The sequence below is a fragment of the Yimella sp. cx-51 genome, assembly GCF_017654605.1.
GTDB lineage: Bacteria > Actinomycetota > Actinomycetes > Actinomycetales > Dermatophilaceae > Yimella.
This window is the reverse complement of sequence record NZ_CP072113.1, coordinates 925,374-942,607: the sequence shown is the minus strand read 5'-3', so window position 1 is coordinate 942,607 and position 17,234 is coordinate 925,374. Positions and strand designations below refer to the sequence as shown.

12 protein-coding genes are annotated in these 17,234 nt (G+C 65.8%); 6 read left to right on the top strand and 6 right to left on the bottom strand.

Annotated features, from left to right (window positions below; translation table 11 throughout):
• Positions 1 to 27: 27 nt before the first annotated feature.
• Positions 28 to 3,708, bottom strand: a complete 3,681-nt coding sequence (locus J5M86_RS04460) for a nitrate reductase subunit alpha (protein ID WP_188060026.1) — start codon at positions 3,706 to 3,708, stop codon at positions 28 to 30.
• Positions 3,709 to 3,881: 173 nt separating this feature from the next.
• Between J5M86_RS04460 and J5M86_RS04455 the strand changes: the two genes are divergently transcribed.
• Positions 3,882 to 5,228, top strand: a complete 1,347-nt coding sequence (locus J5M86_RS04455) for a nitrate/nitrite transporter (RefSeq protein WP_188060025.1) — start codon at positions 3,882 to 3,884, stop codon at positions 5,226 to 5,228.
• The gene (locus J5M86_RS04450) at positions 5,225 to 6,622 is read left to right on the top strand and encodes an MFS transporter (RefSeq protein WP_188060024.1); all 1,398 of its coding nucleotides are present in this window, start codon (positions 5,225 to 5,227) and stop codon (positions 6,620 to 6,622) included. The genes J5M86_RS04455 and J5M86_RS04450 overlap by 4 nt, the downstream gene beginning before the upstream one ends.
• 137 nt (positions 6,623 to 6,759) lie before the next feature.
• On the opposite strand, the gene J5M86_RS04445 is transcribed toward J5M86_RS04450, so the two are convergent.
• Positions 6,760 to 7,419, bottom strand: coding sequence for a response regulator transcription factor (locus tag J5M86_RS04445; protein ID WP_244328481.1), 660 nt, complete (start codon positions 7,417 to 7,419; stop codon positions 6,760 to 6,762).
• Between the two features lie 78 nt (positions 7,420 to 7,497).
• Between J5M86_RS04445 and J5M86_RS04440 the strand changes: the two genes are divergently transcribed.
• On the top strand, positions 7,498 to 7,872 hold the full coding sequence (locus J5M86_RS04440) for a pyridoxamine 5'-phosphate oxidase family protein (protein WP_188060022.1): 375 nt from the start codon (positions 7,498 to 7,500) through the stop codon (positions 7,870 to 7,872).
• A gap of 10 nt (positions 7,873 to 7,882) precedes the next feature.
• Entirely contained in the window at positions 7,883 to 9,382 is a 1,500-nt protein-coding gene (locus tag J5M86_RS04435) for a GAF domain-containing sensor histidine kinase (RefSeq protein WP_188060021.1), read from the top strand.
• A 73-nt stretch (positions 9,383 to 9,455) separates the two neighbouring features.
• On the opposite strand, the gene kynU is transcribed toward J5M86_RS04435, so the two are convergent.
• Together kynU and kynA are read right to left on the bottom strand one after the other, a co-directional pair.
• Positions 9,456 to 10,688: a kynureninase gene (gene kynU / locus J5M86_RS04430; protein WP_188060020.1), complete on the bottom strand. Its 1,233-nt coding sequence runs from the start codon at positions 10,686 to 10,688 to the stop codon at positions 9,456 to 9,458.
• Positions 10,685 to 11,524 (bottom strand): tryptophan 2,3-dioxygenase, encoded by an 840-nt coding sequence (gene kynA / locus J5M86_RS04425; RefSeq protein ID WP_256433508.1) that lies wholly within the window; start codon positions 11,522 to 11,524, stop codon positions 10,685 to 10,687. The genes kynU and kynA overlap by 4 nt, the downstream gene beginning before the upstream one ends.
• A 24-nt stretch (positions 11,525 to 11,548) precedes the next feature.
• On the opposite strand from kynA, the gene J5M86_RS04420 reads away from it, so the two are divergent.
• Positions 11,549 to 12,628, top strand: a complete 1,080-nt coding sequence (locus tag J5M86_RS04420) for a DUF2330 domain-containing protein (RefSeq protein WP_188060019.1) — start codon at positions 11,549 to 11,551, stop codon at positions 12,626 to 12,628.
• A 241-nt stretch (positions 12,629 to 12,869) separates the two neighbouring features.
• On the opposite strand, the gene J5M86_RS04415 is transcribed toward J5M86_RS04420, so the two are convergent.
• Positions 12,870 to 13,760 carry an HNH endonuclease signature motif containing protein gene (locus tag J5M86_RS04415; RefSeq protein WP_244328480.1) on the bottom strand — a complete coding sequence of 297 codons (891 nt, stop codon included), beginning with the start codon at positions 13,758 to 13,760 and terminating at the stop codon, positions 12,870 to 12,872.
• Positions 13,761 to 14,916: 1,156 nt separating this feature from the next.
• Between J5M86_RS04415 and J5M86_RS15730 the strand changes: the two genes are divergently transcribed.
• Entirely contained in the window at positions 14,917 to 15,078 is a 162-nt protein-coding gene (locus tag J5M86_RS15730; protein WP_188061451.1) for a DUF2785 domain-containing protein, read from the top strand.
• 456 nt (positions 15,079 to 15,534) lie between these two features.
• Here the strand turns inward: J5M86_RS15730 and J5M86_RS04405 are convergent, their stop codons facing one another.
• The gene (locus J5M86_RS04405) at positions 15,535 to 17,169 is read right to left on the bottom strand and encodes an amidohydrolase (protein ID WP_188061452.1); all 1,635 of its coding nucleotides are present in this window, start codon (positions 17,167 to 17,169) and stop codon (positions 15,535 to 15,537) included.
• Positions 17,170 to 17,234 lie beyond the last annotated feature (65 nt).

Below are 17,234 nucleotides of genomic sequence, written 5' to 3'. Positions count from 1 at the left end.
TGTGTCTCCTCTTCTCTCGCCGGCGGCTCAGTACTCGACGGGCGCGGTGCGCTTGCGGATCATCGTCACTTCGTCCCGGTTGTTGCCGATCGGGCCGATGTAGTTGAAGAAGTAGGCCAACTGCGCGTAGCCACCCACCATGTGGTTGGGCTTCAACAGGATTCGCGTCAGGCTGTTGTGGATTCCGCCGCGCTTGCGGTCACGCTCGGTGAGCGGAACGTCGATGAGGCGGTCCTGGGCGTGGTGCATGTAGACCGTGCCCTCCGGCATGCGGTGGCTGACGATCGCTCGCGCTGCCACCACACCGTTGCGGTTGACCATCTCGATCCAGTCGTTGTCCTTGATGCCCACCTTGTCGGCGTCCCGGTCACTCATCCAGACCGATTGCCCACCGCGGGACAGCGACAGCATGAACAGGTTGTCCTGGTACTCGGAGTGGATCGACCACTTGTTGTGCGGTGTCAGGTATCGCACCGACACCCCGAGCTCGTTCTGCTCACCGATCGGGGTCTCACCGAACAGGTTCGTCATGTTCAGCGGCGGACGGTAGACCGGCAGCGCCTCGCCCATACCGATGAACCAGTCGTGGTCGACGTAGAACTGCTGTCGCCCGGTCAGGGTGTGGAAGGGCTTGCTGCGCTCGATGTTGATCGTGAACGGGCTGTAGCGACGACCGCCCGACTCCGAACCCGACCACTCCGGCGAGGTGATCACCGGCACCGGAGACACCTGGGTGTCGGCGAAGGTGATCTGCTTGCCCTCGTGCTCGGCCGACAGGTCGGCCAACTGCGTCCCGGTGCGCTTCTCCAGGAACTTGAATCCCTGGGTGGCGAGGTGTCCGTTGGAGACGCCGGCCAGGTGCAGGATTGCGTCGGCCATCTGGACGTCGGTCTCGACCTTCGGCTGGCCCTTACCCGCCCCGCTGTTCGCGACCCCGTTACGGGTGCGCAGGATGTCGATCTCGCGACCCACCTGATAGGCCACGCCCTTGGTGAGCATGCCCACCTTCTCCATGAGCGGACCGATCGTCGTCATCTTGTCGTAGACGGCGGTGTAGTCGCGCTCGGCGACCGCGATCACCGGCATCGTCTTGCCCGGGATCGGCTCACACTCCCCGAGCTTCCAGTCCTTCACCTCACCATGCACGGTGGCCATCGCCTCGGGGGTGTCGTGCCACAACGGCTTGGCGACGACGTCCTTGCGGGTGCCGAGGTGATCGACGGCCAACTCGCTGAACTTCTTCGCGACGGCCTTCCATGCCTCCCAGTCCGACTTGGTCTGCCACGGCGGGTTGATCGCGGGGTTGAAGGAGTGGACGAAGGGGTGCATGTCGGTGGTCGAGAGGTCGTGCTTCTCGTACCAGGTGGCTGCGGGCAGCACCACGTCGCTCATGATCGTCGAACTGGTCATCCGGAAGTCGATCGTCATGAGCAGATCGAGCTTGCCCTCGCCGGCCTCCTCGGCCCACACCACACTGCTCGGACGGTGTTCCGGCGACGCCTCGACGGCGGTCGCGGCACTGTCGGTGCCCAGCAGGTGACGCAGGAAGTACTCATTGCCCTTCGCCGAGCTGCCCAGCAGGTTCGAGCGCCACAGCGACAGCACTCGCGGGTAGTTGACAGGGTTTTCCGGGTCCTCCACCGCGAACCGCAGATCACCCGACTTCAGCTGTGCCGCAACGTAATCGGGCACCTCCATGCCGGCTTCGGCGGCATCATCGGCGAGGTCGAGCGAACTGCGGTCGAAGGTCGGGTAGCTCGGGCTCCAACCCAGTCGCGCCGACTGCGCCAGCAGGTCCATGACTCCCCTGCCGGCGAAGATGCCGGTGCCCGAATCCAGGTCGTCCGCGCTGTGGGTGTCGTAGCGGTACTGGCTGGTGTGCACGTACCAGTAGGAGGTCTGGTTCATGTGCCTCGGCGGGCGGTGCCAGTCGAGCGCGAAGGCCATGTGCTGAAAGCCCATGATCGGCCGGATCTTCTCCTGGCCGACGTAGTGCGCCCATCCGCCTCCGTTACGGCCCTGGCAGCCGGTGATCGTGGTGAGCACCAGCATCGCGCGATAGATCTGGTCGGAGTGGAACCAGTGGTTCACGCCGGCGCCCATGAGGATCATGCCGCGACCACCCGTGTCGATGGCGTTCTGCGCCCACTCGCGGGCGAGGCGCTCCACCTGCTGCGCGGGCACGCCGGTGTGCTGCTGCTGCCACGCAGGCGTCGCGGGTGCCGACGGGTCGTCATAGCCGGTCGGCCACGCTCCCGGCAGGCCTTCGCGTCCGACGCCGTACTGGGCGAGCATGAGGTCGAGGACGGTGGTGACCAGGCGGTCTCCCACCCGGCGCACCGGTACGCCGCGGCGCTCGTAGGCCACCTTGCCGTCGGTCGCGTCGAAGCGCGGCAACTCGACCTCGACGGCGTCGTCGTGGCGTCCGTAGACCGTTAGCAACGGGTCGACACCCTCGAGCTCGAGGTTCCACTGACCGACGCCCTCCTCGCCATAGCGATCGCCGATGGAACCGTTGAGAATCGCCAATTCGTTTGTCGCGCCGTCGAATACGGCAGGCTTCCACATGGCGTTCTCGGAGTCGGCCTTCGGGCCGCCCTCCACATCGCCGGCCACGAGGTACTTGCCCGGACGCAGCACGCCGTCCGGACCAGGCACGAGCGAGATGAGGTTGGGCAGGTCGGTGAAGCGCTTGTTGTAGTCCTCGAAGAAAGGCACCTGCTGGTCGACGAAGAATTCCTTGAGCACGACGTGGCCCATCGCCATCGCCAACGCTCCGTCGGTGCCCGGTGCCGCGGTGACCCATTCGTCGGCGAACTTGACGTTCTCGGCGTAGTCGGGCGCCACCGCGATGACCTTCTGCCCCCGGTAACGGGCCTCGGTCATCCAGTGGGCGTCGGGGGTGCGGGTCAGCGGGACGTTGGAGCCCCACATGATCAGGTAGCCGGCGTCCCACCAGTCGCCCGATTCGGGGACGTCGGTCTGGTCACCGAACATCTGCGGCGAGGCGTTGGGCAGGTCGGCGTACCAGTCGTAGAAGGAGAGCATCGGCGCACCGACGAGCTCGAGGAACCGAGCGCCCGAGGTGTAGGAGACCGGCGACATCGCCGGGATCGGGGAGAATCCTGCGATGCGGTCGGGCCCGTACTTCTTCACGGTGTAGACGTGGGCGGCCGCGATGATCTCGACGGCGTCTTCCCACGTGGCCCGCACCAGACCACCCTTGCCGCGCGCCTTCTTGTAGCGGCGAGCCTTCTCGGGGTCTTCCACGATCGATTCCCAGGCCAGCACCGGGTCACCACCGTGCTCGGCCTTGGCAGCGCGGAACATCTCCAGCAGCACGCCGCGCAGGTAGGGGTAACGCACCCTGGTGGGGCTGTAGGTGTACCAGGAGAAAGCCGCACCTCGAGGGCAACCGCGCGGCTCGTACTCCGGCTTGTCCGCACCCGCCGAGGGATAGTCGGTCTGCTGCGCCTCCCAGGTGATGATGCCGTCCTTGACGTACACCTTCCAGGAGCAGGACCCGGTGCAGTTGACGCCGTGGGTCGAGCGCACGACCTTGTCGTGGCTCCAGCGGTCCCGGTAGAACGCGTCACCGGCGCGACCACCCACCTGGTGCAGCGTGCGCAGATCCTCCGACACCTTCTTCGGTGCGAAATGCCTACGGGTGCGCAACAGAGCGCTGGTCATCGCGTCGTCGATCGACATGCTCGTCCTCCAAGAATCGGCACAGTTGTCCCAATGCCCCCTGAGCCTAGGGATTCTTCTCAGGAGTGGAAGGGGACCAACGTCCCTATTGCCGTCCCGCGAACATTCCTACTTTGGTACCTGCACGGTGACCTGCCGTGTGTCCTGCAAGCGCTCGAAGGAGCCCTCCGCCGATGTCCTCCACGGCATCCGACACCCTTCCCAGATCCAGCGGTGCCACCAGAGTCCTGGTGATGTCGACCATCGCGTTCACCTTGATGTTCGCGGTCTGGCTGATGTTCGGAATCCTCGGTGTCCCGATCCAGAAAGAGCTCAAGCTCTCCGATCCGCAACTCGCCTGGGTGAGCGCCGTCGCCGTGCTCAACGGCTCGATGTGGCGCCTGCCGGCCGGCATGCTGGCCGACCGCGTCGGTGGCCGGGTGGTCACCATCGCGATGCTGCTGCTCACCGCGATCCCGTGCTACCTGGTCGCACACGCGCACTCCTACGGGATGCTCCTGCTGCTGGCCTTCCTGGTCGGCTTTGCCGGCAACCTGTTCAGCGTCGGCGTCGCCTGGAACTCCGCGTGGACGCCACGCGAGCGTCAGGGCTACGCGCTCGGTGTCTTCGGTGCAGGCAACGTCGGTGCCTCGGTCACCAAGCTGATGCTGGTGGTCTTCCCCACGATCCTCACCGCAACGGCCGGCGCCACCTACTTCGGTTTCATCGAGGGCGGCTGGCGACTCTTCCCGGCGGTCTATTCGATCGCGCTGGTCGCCGTGGCGGTGCTGACCTTCTTCATCACCCCGAGCCAGGACAAGATGGCCGGAGCCGGCAAGCCGGTCAGCGAGATGCTCGCGCCGCTGAAGCAGGTGCGGGTGTGGCGCTTCAGCCTCTACTACGCAGCAGTCTTCGGTGCGTACGTCGCGCTCTCGGCCTGGCTGCCGAAGTACTACGTCGACAACTTCGACATCTCCCTGCACGACGCTGCACTGCTCACCGCAACGTTCATCTTCCCGGCGTCCCTGCTGCGCCCGTTGGGCGGCTGGTTCTCCGACAAGCTCGGTGCTCGCAAGGTCATGTACCTCACCTTCGCGGTCATGCTGCTGACCAGCGGCATCCTGATGATGCCCAACGGACACCTGGTGATCGTGCACCCTGACGGCCACACCAGCCAGCACCTGGCGTGGAACCTCGGACTCTTCCCGTTCGCGGTGCTGGTCTTCCTGCTCGGTTGCGCGATGGGTATCGGCAAGGCCGCCGTCTACAAGCACATCCCGCAGTACTTCCCCGACAATGTCGGCTCGGTCGGCGGACTCGTGGGCATGTTCGGTGGCCTGGGCGGCTTCGCATTGCCCCCGCTCTTCGCCTACACCAAACAGTGGTCGGGGTTCCCGTCCAGCACTTTCTTCGTCCTGTTCCTGCTCACCGCGGTCTGCGCGATCTGGATGCACCTCACGGTGCTGTCTATGCACCGTGAGCACTCCCCCGAAATCGCCGATCACATCGAACGGCCCGAACCAGTTGGAGCAACCCGATGACCAGTACGACTGAGCAACCCCGCCGCGGGAAGGAATGGCTCGAGTCCTGGGATCCCGAAGGGGAGAACTGGGATTCCGGGCTGGCGTGGCGCACCCTCTGGATCACCACGTTCTGTCTCACCCTGGCGTTCATCGCGTGGTTCCTGCCGAGCGCGATCATTCCCAAGCTCAACGCGCTCGGCTACTCCTGGTCCAAGGAGCAGCTGTACTGGATGGCGGCCATGCCCGGTCTGGCCGCCGGAATCTTCCGCCTCATCTGGATGGTTCTGCCGCCGATCATGGGCACCCGCAAGATGGTGTCGCTCACGACGCTGCTGCTGGTCTCCTCCACCCTCGGTTGGGGTGTGCGCGTGCAGAACCCGACGGCGCCGTACTGGGAGCTGATGACGCTGGCTTTCCTGGCCGGTATCGGTGGTGGCGCGTTCTCCGGCTTCATGCCGAGTACCTCGTTCTTCTTCCCCAAGTCCAAGCAGGGGACGGCGCTCGGCCTGCAGGCGGGCCTGGGCAACTTCGGCGTCTCGATCGTCCAGCTGGCCACGCCCTACCTCATCGCGATGAGTGGCCTGGCGATCTTCGGCGGCAGCCAGATGATGAAGTCTCCCGGCAAGCCCAGCCAGGAGGTGTGGTTCCAGAACGCCGCCTTCATCTGGATCCCGTTGATGCTCATCGGGGCAGCGCTGGCGTGGACGATGCTGAAGTCGGTGCCGATCCAGGCCAACATCAAGCAGCAGTTCGACATCTTCAAGAACCAGGACACCTGGTGGATGACGCTGCTCTACATCATGACTTTCGGCACGTTCTCGGGTCTGTCGGCTCAGTTCGGTCTGCTCATGGCCAATCTCTACGGCACCGGCAACTCCGAGATCGTCAGTGGCACCGGCGCAGCAGCAAAGGTGCTCGTGGAGGGCTATGCACTCCCCGACCCGGTGAAGTACGTCTTCCTCGGCCCGCTAGTCGGCGCCGGTGCGCGCGTGCTCTTCTCGCCGCTGACCGACCGCATGGGCGGCGCGATCTGGTCGCTCGTCTCCGGTGTCGGCCTGGTGGCATCGATCATCTACACGATTCCCGGTCTCACGCCCGACACCTCCTCGGCCGCTGCGCTGGAGTCAGGCTTCAACCAGTTCCTGTACGGAATGCTCGCGATCTTCCTGTTCGCAGGTATCGGTAACGCCTCCACCTTCAAACAGATGCCGATGATCTTCGAGCGACGCCAAGCCGGCGGCGTCATCGGCTGGACGGCCGCGGTCGCCGCGTTCGGTCCGTTCCTTTTCGGTATCGGCATCACCACGCTCGGTGGCCCCGCCTTCTACTGGGTGGGCGTCGCATGGGCGATCATGTGCATCGCGATCACGTGGTGGCGCTACGCCCGACCCGGCGCTCCGAAGAAGAGCTGACTGCTGGACGGCCGGCAACACCCGCTGTACAGAGAAACGCCCGGGGACGACCCGGGCGTTTCTCTGACTTCGTAGGCATCTCCACGCGTAGAGCGGGGCGCCGATCGCTCGGCCCCGCCTGAGGCACGACGACCGGCTCAGGGATGTGCGCGCAACCGCTCGACCAGCACCGCAGCCTGCGTGCGACTACCGAGGCCGAGTTTGGCCAGGATGCTGGTGAGGTAGTTCTTCACTGTCTTCTCGGCCAGGAAGAGTTCGGCAGCGATCTGCCGGTTGGTCATGCCGTCGGCGACGTGCAGCAGCACCTTGCGTTCCTGCTCGGTGAGCTCTGCAAGCGCCGGGTGGTGGCAGATGTCGGTCGAGGCGATGCGGCTGCGCACCTCGCTGGCTGCATCCTCGTCCAGCAGGTTCTCACCGGCAGCAACGCGCACGACCACGTCGACCAGGTCGGTGCCGCGAATCTGTTTGAGCACGTACGCCTGCGCGCCGGCCATGATCGCCTGCAACATCGCGTCGTCGTTGTCGTAGGAGGTGAGGATCACGCAGTGGATGCTGGGGTCGATCGAACGCACATCACGGCAGACGTCCATGCCCGACCCGTCGCCGAGCCGCCCGTCGAGCACCGCGACATCGGGTCGCAGCGCGGGGATGCGGGCGGTCGCCTCAATCGCCGATCCCGAGTCACCGATGACCTCGCAGCGGCCGTCCTGGGTGAGCACCTCGGCGAGTCCGCGTCGCACGATCTCGTGATCGTCGACGAGGTAGATCCGCACCGGCGAGGTGGCTGAGGTGGTCACGGCAATGCATTGTGCCACCCCTGCCCGAGGGACCTTGGTCCCTGGATGTCCGTGCGCACTCGCACCAGACTTCATGGCATGGCCCCCGATCCGGTTCTGACTGAGCCGAGTTGGCGTTTGCTGGCCACCGTCGGCATCGGTCGAGTCGCGCTCTCCTGCGGCGCTCTGCCGGTGGTGCTCGTCGTCCGCTGCGAAGTGGACGACGGCCGTCTGTTGCTGCACAGCAACGATCCGAGCCTGGCCCGCGCGGCGCACGCCGGTGACGTCGTGGCCTTCCAGGTTGACGACGTCAGTTCCGAGGGAGCCGGGTCGAGCGTGGTGGTCACCGGATTCCTGGCGCCCGAGCGCGAATCCGTGGTGAGCCTCTCCCCCACCCTCGCCACCCGCACCGAGCTCAGTCTCGGCCCTCCGGTGCGCGGTAGCCGAGTGCGCGGACCGCGGGTGGCTTCGTAGGCTCGTCCCCATGCCCGAAAGGTTTCTGCCCACCGCCGATCCGATCAGCCGCGTCCTGCAGGCCGTCGCGCAGGTCACCGGTGAGCTCGAACTCGAAGCGGTGCTGGACAACATCGTCCACACCGCCTGCGAGCTGGTCGGAGCACGCTTCGGCGCCCTCGGCGTCGTCGACACCGCGGGTGAACTGCACGGACTGATCTTCCATGGGGTGGACGCTTCGGTGTGTCCGATCCGGGAGACTCCGCACGGGCGCGGCATCCTGCGGCTCCTCGTCGATGACCCCAGGCCGATCCGCATGGCGAAGATGTCGAATCACCCCTCGTCGGTGGGCCTTCCCGCCGCGCATCAGCACATGGAGAGCTTCCTCGGCGTCCCGATCCAGGGGCGGGGCAAGGTCTTCGGCAACCTCTACCTCACCGAGAAACTCGACGCCGACGAGTTCTCCGACCAAGACCTGGCCATCACCCAGTCGTTGGCCGCCGCAGCAGCCATCGCGATCGACAACGCCCAGTTGTTCGCCGCAGCCGAGGCCCGGCAGCGCTGGCTACAGGCGGGCGTCGATGCCGTGGCGCTCATCAACTCCGAGGGCTGGACGCCGGACTTGTGGCAGCAGATCGCCTCGCTTGTCGGTGAGCGGGTAGCCGCCGACCACACGGTCTTTGTCGACGGCACTTCGGGCGACGACCAGGTGCGTTTGATGACCGATGCCGAATTGATCGCGGCGGGCCTCAACCCGGCGCGCGACACCGGCCTGCTCCTGGTGATCGACGCCGGTGGCGAGCGGTTGTGCACCGTTCAGTTGGGCTGGCGACAGGGCAAGGACACCGTGCGCGACCCGATCGTCGATCAGGGACGGTCGCTGGCCGAGCGGGTGGCCGGTGCGTGGTTGCTGCGGCTGCGACGCACCGAACAGGAGCAATTGGCGGTGCTGGAAGATCGCGATCGGATCGCCCGCGATCTGCACGACCAGGTGATCCAGCGCCTGTTCGCCACCGGCCTCACGGTGCAGGCCACGCTCAGCTCACTGCCGCTGGCGGCCCGGCCCCGGTTCGACCGTGTGGTTGACGACCTGGACGAGACGATCAAGCAGATCCGCCGCACGATCTTCGAACTCCAGACCGGGCCGGTTGCACTCACGCTTCCGGCTCAGATCAGCCAACTGGCCCACGACAGCAGCGCCGCGATGGGCCACACTCCACAGATCGATCTGCACGGTGAGCTGAGCCAAGTGTCGGACGAACTCGCCACCGAGGTGCTCGTCGTACTGCGTGAATGCTTCGCGAATGTGGCCCGACATTCCGGAGCCAGCTCGTCCTCGGCCCGGATCGACATCGACACAGACGAGCTACGAATTGTCGTGCAGGACGACGGCATCGGGCTCGGTGAGGCGACCCGCCGGAGCGGCCTTCTCAACATCAGCGAGCGCGCTCAGAGACACGGCGGTGCAGCCTCGGCGAGTTCGCCTGGGAGCGGCGGAACCCAGGTCTTGTGGAAAGTGCCGCTGCGCTGAGCCCTGACAGACTGCATTTTTGGTTGGCTTGACATTTCTATGTGACGATCGGGCCTGAAGCACAGCGCCAGTGTCAGCTGATCTGGTCGCGGATCATCCGCATACTCGTGACGACGTCGGCGTAGGTCGTCGTGAGAGGCGCAAGGCCGACGCGAATACCGTCCGGCGAGCGGAAGTCGGGAATCACGCCGTCCGCCCAGAGCTTGCGGTACACCTGCCGGAAATCGCTGCGACACAACGTGATGTGTCCACCACGGCGCTCAGGATCCCTGGGAGTAGCGAGGCGTACGTCGAGTGGCGCCAGCCAGGCATCGTGCAGTTCGATGGCGAACTCGGTGAGTCGCACCGACTTCGTGCGAATGGCGTCCACACCGGCGCGCTCGACCATCTCCACCCCGGCGCGTACCGGCACCATGCCAACGATCGGCGGTGTACCACTGACGAACGACCGAATACCCGGTGCGGGCTGGTAACCAGGCGCCATCTCGAAGGGCTCGGCCCGACCCATCCAGCCCTGGACGGGCTGGTGCAGCCTGCCCTGCTGGTGACGCGCGACGTAACCGAAGGCGGGCGCACCCGGTCCTCCGTTGAGGTACTTGTAGGAGCAGCCGACGGCGAGGTCGACGCCCCATTCGTCGAGTTGCATCGGCACCACGCCTGCTGAATGGCACAGATCCCAGAGCATGACCGCACCGGCGTCCTTGACAACCTGGGTGATGGCCGGCATGTCGGCCAGCCACGCCGAGCGATACGCGACGTGACTGAGCACGACGAGGGCGGTGCGCTCCCCCACGACCTCACGTACCTGGTCGACCGTGACGCCGGTGTCGGGGTCGGCATCGATCCACCGCAGCTCGAAACCGCGTTCGCGCGAGATTCCCTCCAGCACATAGCGATCGGTCGGGAAGTTGTCGGTGTCGAGGACGATCTCGGCACGACCCTCGGGTGCCGCGTCGACGGCTGCCCGGGCCAGCTTGTAGAGCATCACGGTCGTCGAGTCGGCAACCACCGTTTGGCCGTCGGCCGCTCCGAGGCAGGCTCGACCGATGAGATCGCCGACCGTTTCCGGCCACTGCATCCATGGGCTGTCGCCGTCGGTCCAGCCGCGGATCAGGTCGCTCCCCCAGCCGTTGGAGACCAACTCCGCAAGACCGTCCGCGGCCGCCTTGGTGGGACGTCCCAGCGAATTGCCGTCGAGGTAGGCGGTCAGCGCCCTGTCGCGCGCCGGCACGAATTCGTCCAGGTACTGGCGTAGCGGGTCGGCGGCGTCGAGTTCGATGGCTCGCTGCTCGAATGCGTCACTCATGAGCCGATTGTCCCTTCGGCGATGCGGCCCCGGACGGCGTACAGCTCGGGGAAGAACGTGAGCTCGAGCGCGCGTCGGAGGAACGGCACGCCCGCACTCCCGCCCGTGCCTCGCCCCATGCCGATGATGCGTTCGACGGTCTTCAGGTGACGGAACCGCCAGAGCTGGAAGTTGTCCTCCAGGTCGACGAGTTCTTCACAGGCCTCGTAGATGTCCCAGTACTTCTCCGGGTCGGAGTAGACCGTGGCAAAAACGTCCACCAGCGCCTCGTTGCCGCGGTACGGCTGCGACCAGTCGCGCTCCAGCAGCTCTTGCGGCACGGGCAGACCGCGCCGGGCCAGCAATTGCAGAAAGACGTCGTACAGGCTCGGCCGGTGCAACTCCTCCTCGAGTTGCGCGATGGCCTCAGGGCGGCCGTCGAAGACGCGCACCATGTCGGGGTTCTTGTTGCCGAGCATGAATTCGACGATGCGGTACTGCAGCGACTGGAAACCACTGGAGGTTGCGAGGAACCTCCGGAACTGGGCGTACTCGCTCGGCGTCAGCGTGGCGAGGACGGTCCACTGCTCGCTGAGTGTGGCCTGGATGTGCTTCACCCGAGCCAGCCGCTTCAACGCCGGGCTCAGGTCGTCGGCCTCGATGAGCTCACGGGCCGACCGCAGTTCGTGAATGACCAATTTGAACCAGAGCTCACTGGTTTGGTGCTGAATGATGAACAGCAGTTCGTCGTGCTGCGGCGGAACCGCCCGGGTGTGCTGGGCGTCCAGGAGAGTGTCGAGGTCGAGGTAGTCGCCGTACGACATGCCGGATGAGTCGTGGGTCACATCAGAGGTCACGACTGCGAGCCTACGGGGGCGAGGATGAACGCATGGACCGGTCGCCGGATTCAGTTGCTGCTGACTGCCGTGATGGCCGCAGTGATGAGTTTCGTCGCACTCCCGTCTGCCGACGCATGTGCCTGCGGTGGCATGTTCGCTCGTGAGGGATCGACCCTCACCGTGCCGACGGAGAAGGCTCTCGTCGTCCACGCGAATGACCGGACGGACGTGACGATGAGTCTGTTGGTGCGCTCGAAGGTCGAGGACGCCGGCCTCGTCGTACCCACACCTGCGCCGGCGACGGTTTCGCTCGCTCACGAAGACACCTTCCTCGCCCTCGATCGCGCCACACGCCCGACGAAGAAGGACCGCTGGCACCTCGTCGGGCGCCCTGACAGCGGGGTGGGGTCGGGCGCCGCGGAGACCAGCACCGAAGCATCGAGTGGGGTGCAGGAACTCTCGAGCGTCGACCTCGGACCCCTGCGCGCCACCACACTTCGCGCCGGTGATCCGGCATCGCTGCGGCAATGGCTCACCGCTCGCGGCTATGTCGTACGCCCCGCTGTGCAGAAGATCCTCGATCAATACGTGGCTCGGGGTTGGGCGTTCGTTGCGATGCAACTGACCGCCGAGGGCAAGGAACTTGACGGTGCGATCCCGCCGGTCACTATGAGTTATCCCGACAAGACCTTCGTCTACCCGATGCAGCTTTCACGTGCCGCAACCACTCGCCCGACCGTGACGACGTACGTCCTCAGTGATCACCGAGTGCGCCGCACGGACGCTTCCGCCCGCACCACTACGGCAGAAACCAGGTTCGCAGCAGATATGCGCACCCGCTCCGGCTACGTGACAGCACCGCTCCGTACCGCAGTTGCGAAGGCGCCTTACCTGACGGTGATCGAGCAGAGCTTCAACAAGCCGTCGACGCAGGTGGTCAGCGACTTCACGTTTGGTCGCGCTGCGACGGACGAGGCTCACCAACCAGTCGCCTGGAACGACAAGTACGTGTTCACTCCGGACCAGTTCGCGTTCGCGGTGCTCGCGCTGGGCGCCGTCGTCGTGGCACTGGTGGTGCGAATGGCCGGACGTTTCCGCCGGCTCCGAGCCCAGGCGCGCTGACTCGCTTGCTGCTGAGGCATCTGGGCTGCTGCTCCCGCCGCTCGTGTCAGCGGATGCACCGTCAGGCTCATCACGCCGGCCGTCAGCCCGGACTGCCCCGGCTCAAACGGGCTCGCGCGAGCATCCACCTCCGGCTCGTGCAGCTGAGAGGTCAGCCTGTCCAGCTCATAGCCCAGCGAGGTGACCGCCACCGCACGGTTGAGGCGCACCACGGTGAACCTCGATCTCCCGTCACCCTCGCTCACGCCACCTTGGCGGCTTTGGCGTGTTGCCAGGTCACGCGCTCACCGGTAACGGTTGCCGTGAGGTCGTCGCGGTGCACGATGCGGTGATGCGTGCCGCACAGCAACGCCGAATTCAACAAACTCGTCACCCCGCCGGCCCACCACGACACGACATGGTGCACCTCGCACATCACCGGCGGACGATCACACCCATCAAAGGTGCAGTGCCGATCACGCTGCATCACCGCCAGGCGTAACTCTTTGTCGACCAGGCGTTTGCGCCGGCCCACATCCAAAGGTTGCGATGTGGAGCCGAGGACCATCGGGATGATCTCCGCATCACACGCGAGTTGTCGCACCGTCTCCGGGGTGATACCCACCCCACCCTGCGAAACACCGAGCCCAGCCACTGCTTTCGCCAACGCATCGAAATCGATCGTGACCACAATCCGAGCCGATCCGAACGTCCGCACCCGTCCATCGTCATCCACCGCGGCAGCGCCCATGGTGATCAGCTTCAGTAACGCGTCCGCGCGGCGCTTGCCCGGCACCCGCACATCCGCCGTACCCGTGGGCCTCGCCCCGACGTCATGACGGTGGAACACATCGTCGCAACAGTCCGACGCTGGTGCGGGTGCCGACAACGCCCCGATCGCGTGCTTGACCTGCTCCGCGTGATCCTGCGACAAATCCGCGATCAACCGCACCATCCCGTCCGGGAGTTCAGACCAGGACAACGATTCGTACCGCTGTTGCGTGTCCTCATCAGCATCGAGCTGGTCTTCGCCGTACTCGGCGATGATCCGCTTGGTCAGTTCACGCACCTGCTTTGATCCGGCGCCCGGGTCGAGCGAGAGGTACCACCCGAAAATCTGATCACGCTCCGCACCATCCAGCACGGCCGCCACGCGTGGCGTGTGATCCAACGCGGTCTTGGCGACGCTGGTGTTCACCGCCCCTGTGGTCACTGCGTCACGCAGTACCCGGTTCGCCGGCACCAAGCACGCGTCCGCCAGCTTCGCCACCCGCGAGGCATGCGCCGGTTCCATCCCGCCCGCAGACAGACCGCCTCCCTGAGAATCATCGCCCTCGACACCGGCGCTCTCGGCTTCGGTGGCAGCCGGCACCGGAGGCCCTGCAAGAGAGGCTGTTTCAGCACCGACCAGAGCGGCGACGGGCTCACCGGTCGACAGGCGTTGCACCCACTGGCACGCGTCCGCCGCTGTCGACCGGTACACCGCGCCCCGCTCGATCGCATCCGAGGTCACCGCCACCAGAGCCGCTTCGGCCTGCTGCATCACCACCGCCAACGCCCGCGCGGCAGCAGTCAACTCCACATCAGTCAGATTCGACGAGATCTGAGCAAGCCGGCGCACATCACCCACCACCGATTGCACCGCGTCCGCGCACTCAGCCGCTTCACCCGGGTAGGAGTCATCACGCGACCCGACATGACCGATGCTCATGCGCGCCTCGCCCCCTCCCCAGCGGTCCCCTGTTCGATACCCCGATCGTACACATGTTCGATATCAAGTGGAAGGGTTCAGATGCGTGAATCTCGTTCGCCCACAGCGGAATTGGACTACCCGCGGGTATCCACAAGACGACCGAAACGCAGACTTATGCACAGGGCGTCCGCCCGCCCTTGCCACAAGCCCGGACGTGTGCTCGCCCTCGACCAGACCACTCGACCGTGGCTCCACCACCTAGCCCGCCCTGATCCATCCGTGCACGCCCTCCGCAGCCGCGTCAGCTGCCAGCCCACATCCGCCCAGACCACTCGTCCGGCAGATGCCATCGGGCCACATGAGTCACTCTCTTGACGAATTGCTCAAAGGCATGGCTTCACCGGATCCCCAGGTCCGTGACGGATGGGCGTACCAGGAGTTGGCCGAGGGCATCGAGGCCGGTCGCTTCAAGGATGACCACGCCGTCATTCGGTCAAGTGCGGTCGTCAATATCGCGTCCCGCCCAGGTGCAGGCGCGCACCTTCGCGCCACTGGTATTGGCCTGGCTCACCGAAGCCGGCGATCGTGATCGCGCGGCCTTCGATGCGGTGGCCGATTGGTACGTGCGCGAGGCGACACCCGCGGATACGACGACGAACTGGGCTGGCTGCACGCCGTCGCCCACGGCGCCGATTTCCTGGGCTCGAGCGCGAAGGTAGGCGCCGCGACCCCCAGCGAGGTCCTCCAACCCATTGCCTACCGACTGGTCCACGACTAAGCGTGGGTCGACCAGGAAACCGCACGCGTCCGCGCGCGCAGTACTCGAAGTCCTACGAGGAATCGATGTCAGCGAATCGACGACCTGGCTCGACACTGTGAACTCGGCCTTGGACGACTACGACTCGAAGCCCCCGAGCGGTCGGCAACCTGCGTGGCCCGGCAATGTCTTCGCGACCGTCACTGCCCTGCACCTTGCGTTGGGCTCGGAGGGAACGGCGTCGATGACCGAGTTGCAGAGAAGGTGCGCCCGGAACTCGCCGCGATCGCGTATCGGATCACCCCGTGGTTGTTCAGCGATAAGTGAGCGCGAGCTCACCTGCCGACGAACTGTGGCGTAGCTGAGGCCGCCCTCAGCGTTCGGTCGAGACGAACACCGTGCGGCCTTCGCGCGCGGGCAACTGCACGGGCAGCCGCGCCTTCATGCGTCGTCGCGCCTTCATGCGTCGTCGCGCCTTCACCACTGCGGCAGACCGAGGCAGCTGTCGTACGTGGCGAGACCATCACTCAGCGTGGCGAGCACCTTGGTATGAGCGAGCAATTCGCCGTCGGCCCTGCTGATGTCACGGTCGAGGATCACCAGGTCGGCGCGGAGTCCTGTTGCTACACGTCCCAATTCGGCTTCCTCGCCGGCCATCCAGGCAGCGTGCACCGTGTACGCCCGCAGCGCAGTCATGGCATCAACCCGCTCGTCGGGGCTGAGCACGCGCCCCGAGGCGGTGCGACGTTCGACCATGGAGGCCATTCCAAGGAGTGGGGCTCCGTTGGAGACGGGCCGGTCGCTGCTGCCGACAACGCGGCAACCAGCGTCCAGCAGACTTCGGTGGCGGTAGAGCCAGGGCATGCGGTGCTCGCCGAGCGTTTCAAGAAACGCGTCGCCCATCTCGTACAGGAAGCGCATCTGCGGGACGGCACTCAGACCCAACGCGGCCATTCGCGCGACCTGCTCCGGGCTGGTCAGCGCAGCGTGTTCGATGCGGTGTCGAGCCTGCGGACGAGGGTGGGCGGCTTGCGCCTGCTCGAACACTTCGAGCGCGAAGTCCATCGCGGCATCGCCGATGGCGTGCGCAGCGACATTCCACCCGGCGGCATGTGCCGCACTGATCTGGGTGCGCATCACCTCGGGGTCGTCCTGCAGGAAGCCGCGATTGTCCGAACAGCCGCAGTAGTCCTGCGTCATTGCGGCGGTGCGTCCGATCAGGGATCCGTCGAGCCAGATCTTGACCGCGCCGAGCCGCAAGCGGTCGTCCCCGAACCCGGTAGCGATCCCGAGGTCGAGACCGAGAGTCATGTCGTCCGACGGATCGGCAGAGAGCGAGTGGAGCGCGTGAACTGCGGGCATCAACTGACAGCGCACCCGTAGAGCCCGACCAGCCCGCTGATAGGCGGCGAGTTCGACGGGTGACTGCCCGAGCCAGCCGGCACCCATGCCGCACTCGGTGACGTGCACGAGGCCCTCGGCCGCATAACGCTCACCTGCGGCGACCAGCGCGTCGGACAACACGGCCAGTGGCACGGGCGTCAAGTGCGCGGAGACCAAGTTTTGCGCCTGCTCCTGGAGCAGACCGGTGGGAGTGCCGTCCTCGCCAAGGACGATCCGGCCGCCTTCGGGTGCGGCCACCCCGTCGAAGACCCCGATCCGCTGCAGCAGGGCCGAACTGGCCACGCCCATGTGGCCGGAACGATGCTTCAGCCACACCTGACGGCCGGGCACGGCCTCCTCCAGGATGTGCCGATCAGGGTGACCACCGATGTCGTTGTGGTCGTACCCCGCACCGATGACGACTTGTTCGGCATCGAGCTGCGATGCCCGGCCTGACACCAATGCGGCCACTTCCGAAACGCTGCGTGCACCACTCAGATCGATCTCGGCCAACGACAGTCCGTACCACGCCATGTGGTTGTGCGCGTCGATGAATCCCGCTGTGACACAACGCCCTCGCAGATCAACTTCAACGTCGGCCGAAGGGCCGGTGCCACCCGGCAACACATCGAGAATGCGCCCTCGCCAGATCAGGATGTCGACATCGTCACGGCGTCCCTCGACTGGGTCGAGGAGGTCGGCGTGGCGCAGTACGAGGTCAATCCGCATCTGAAACTCCTTCGCGCGCAAACCACCGCAGGCCCTGTGATCTGGATCATACTTCCAACTATCGA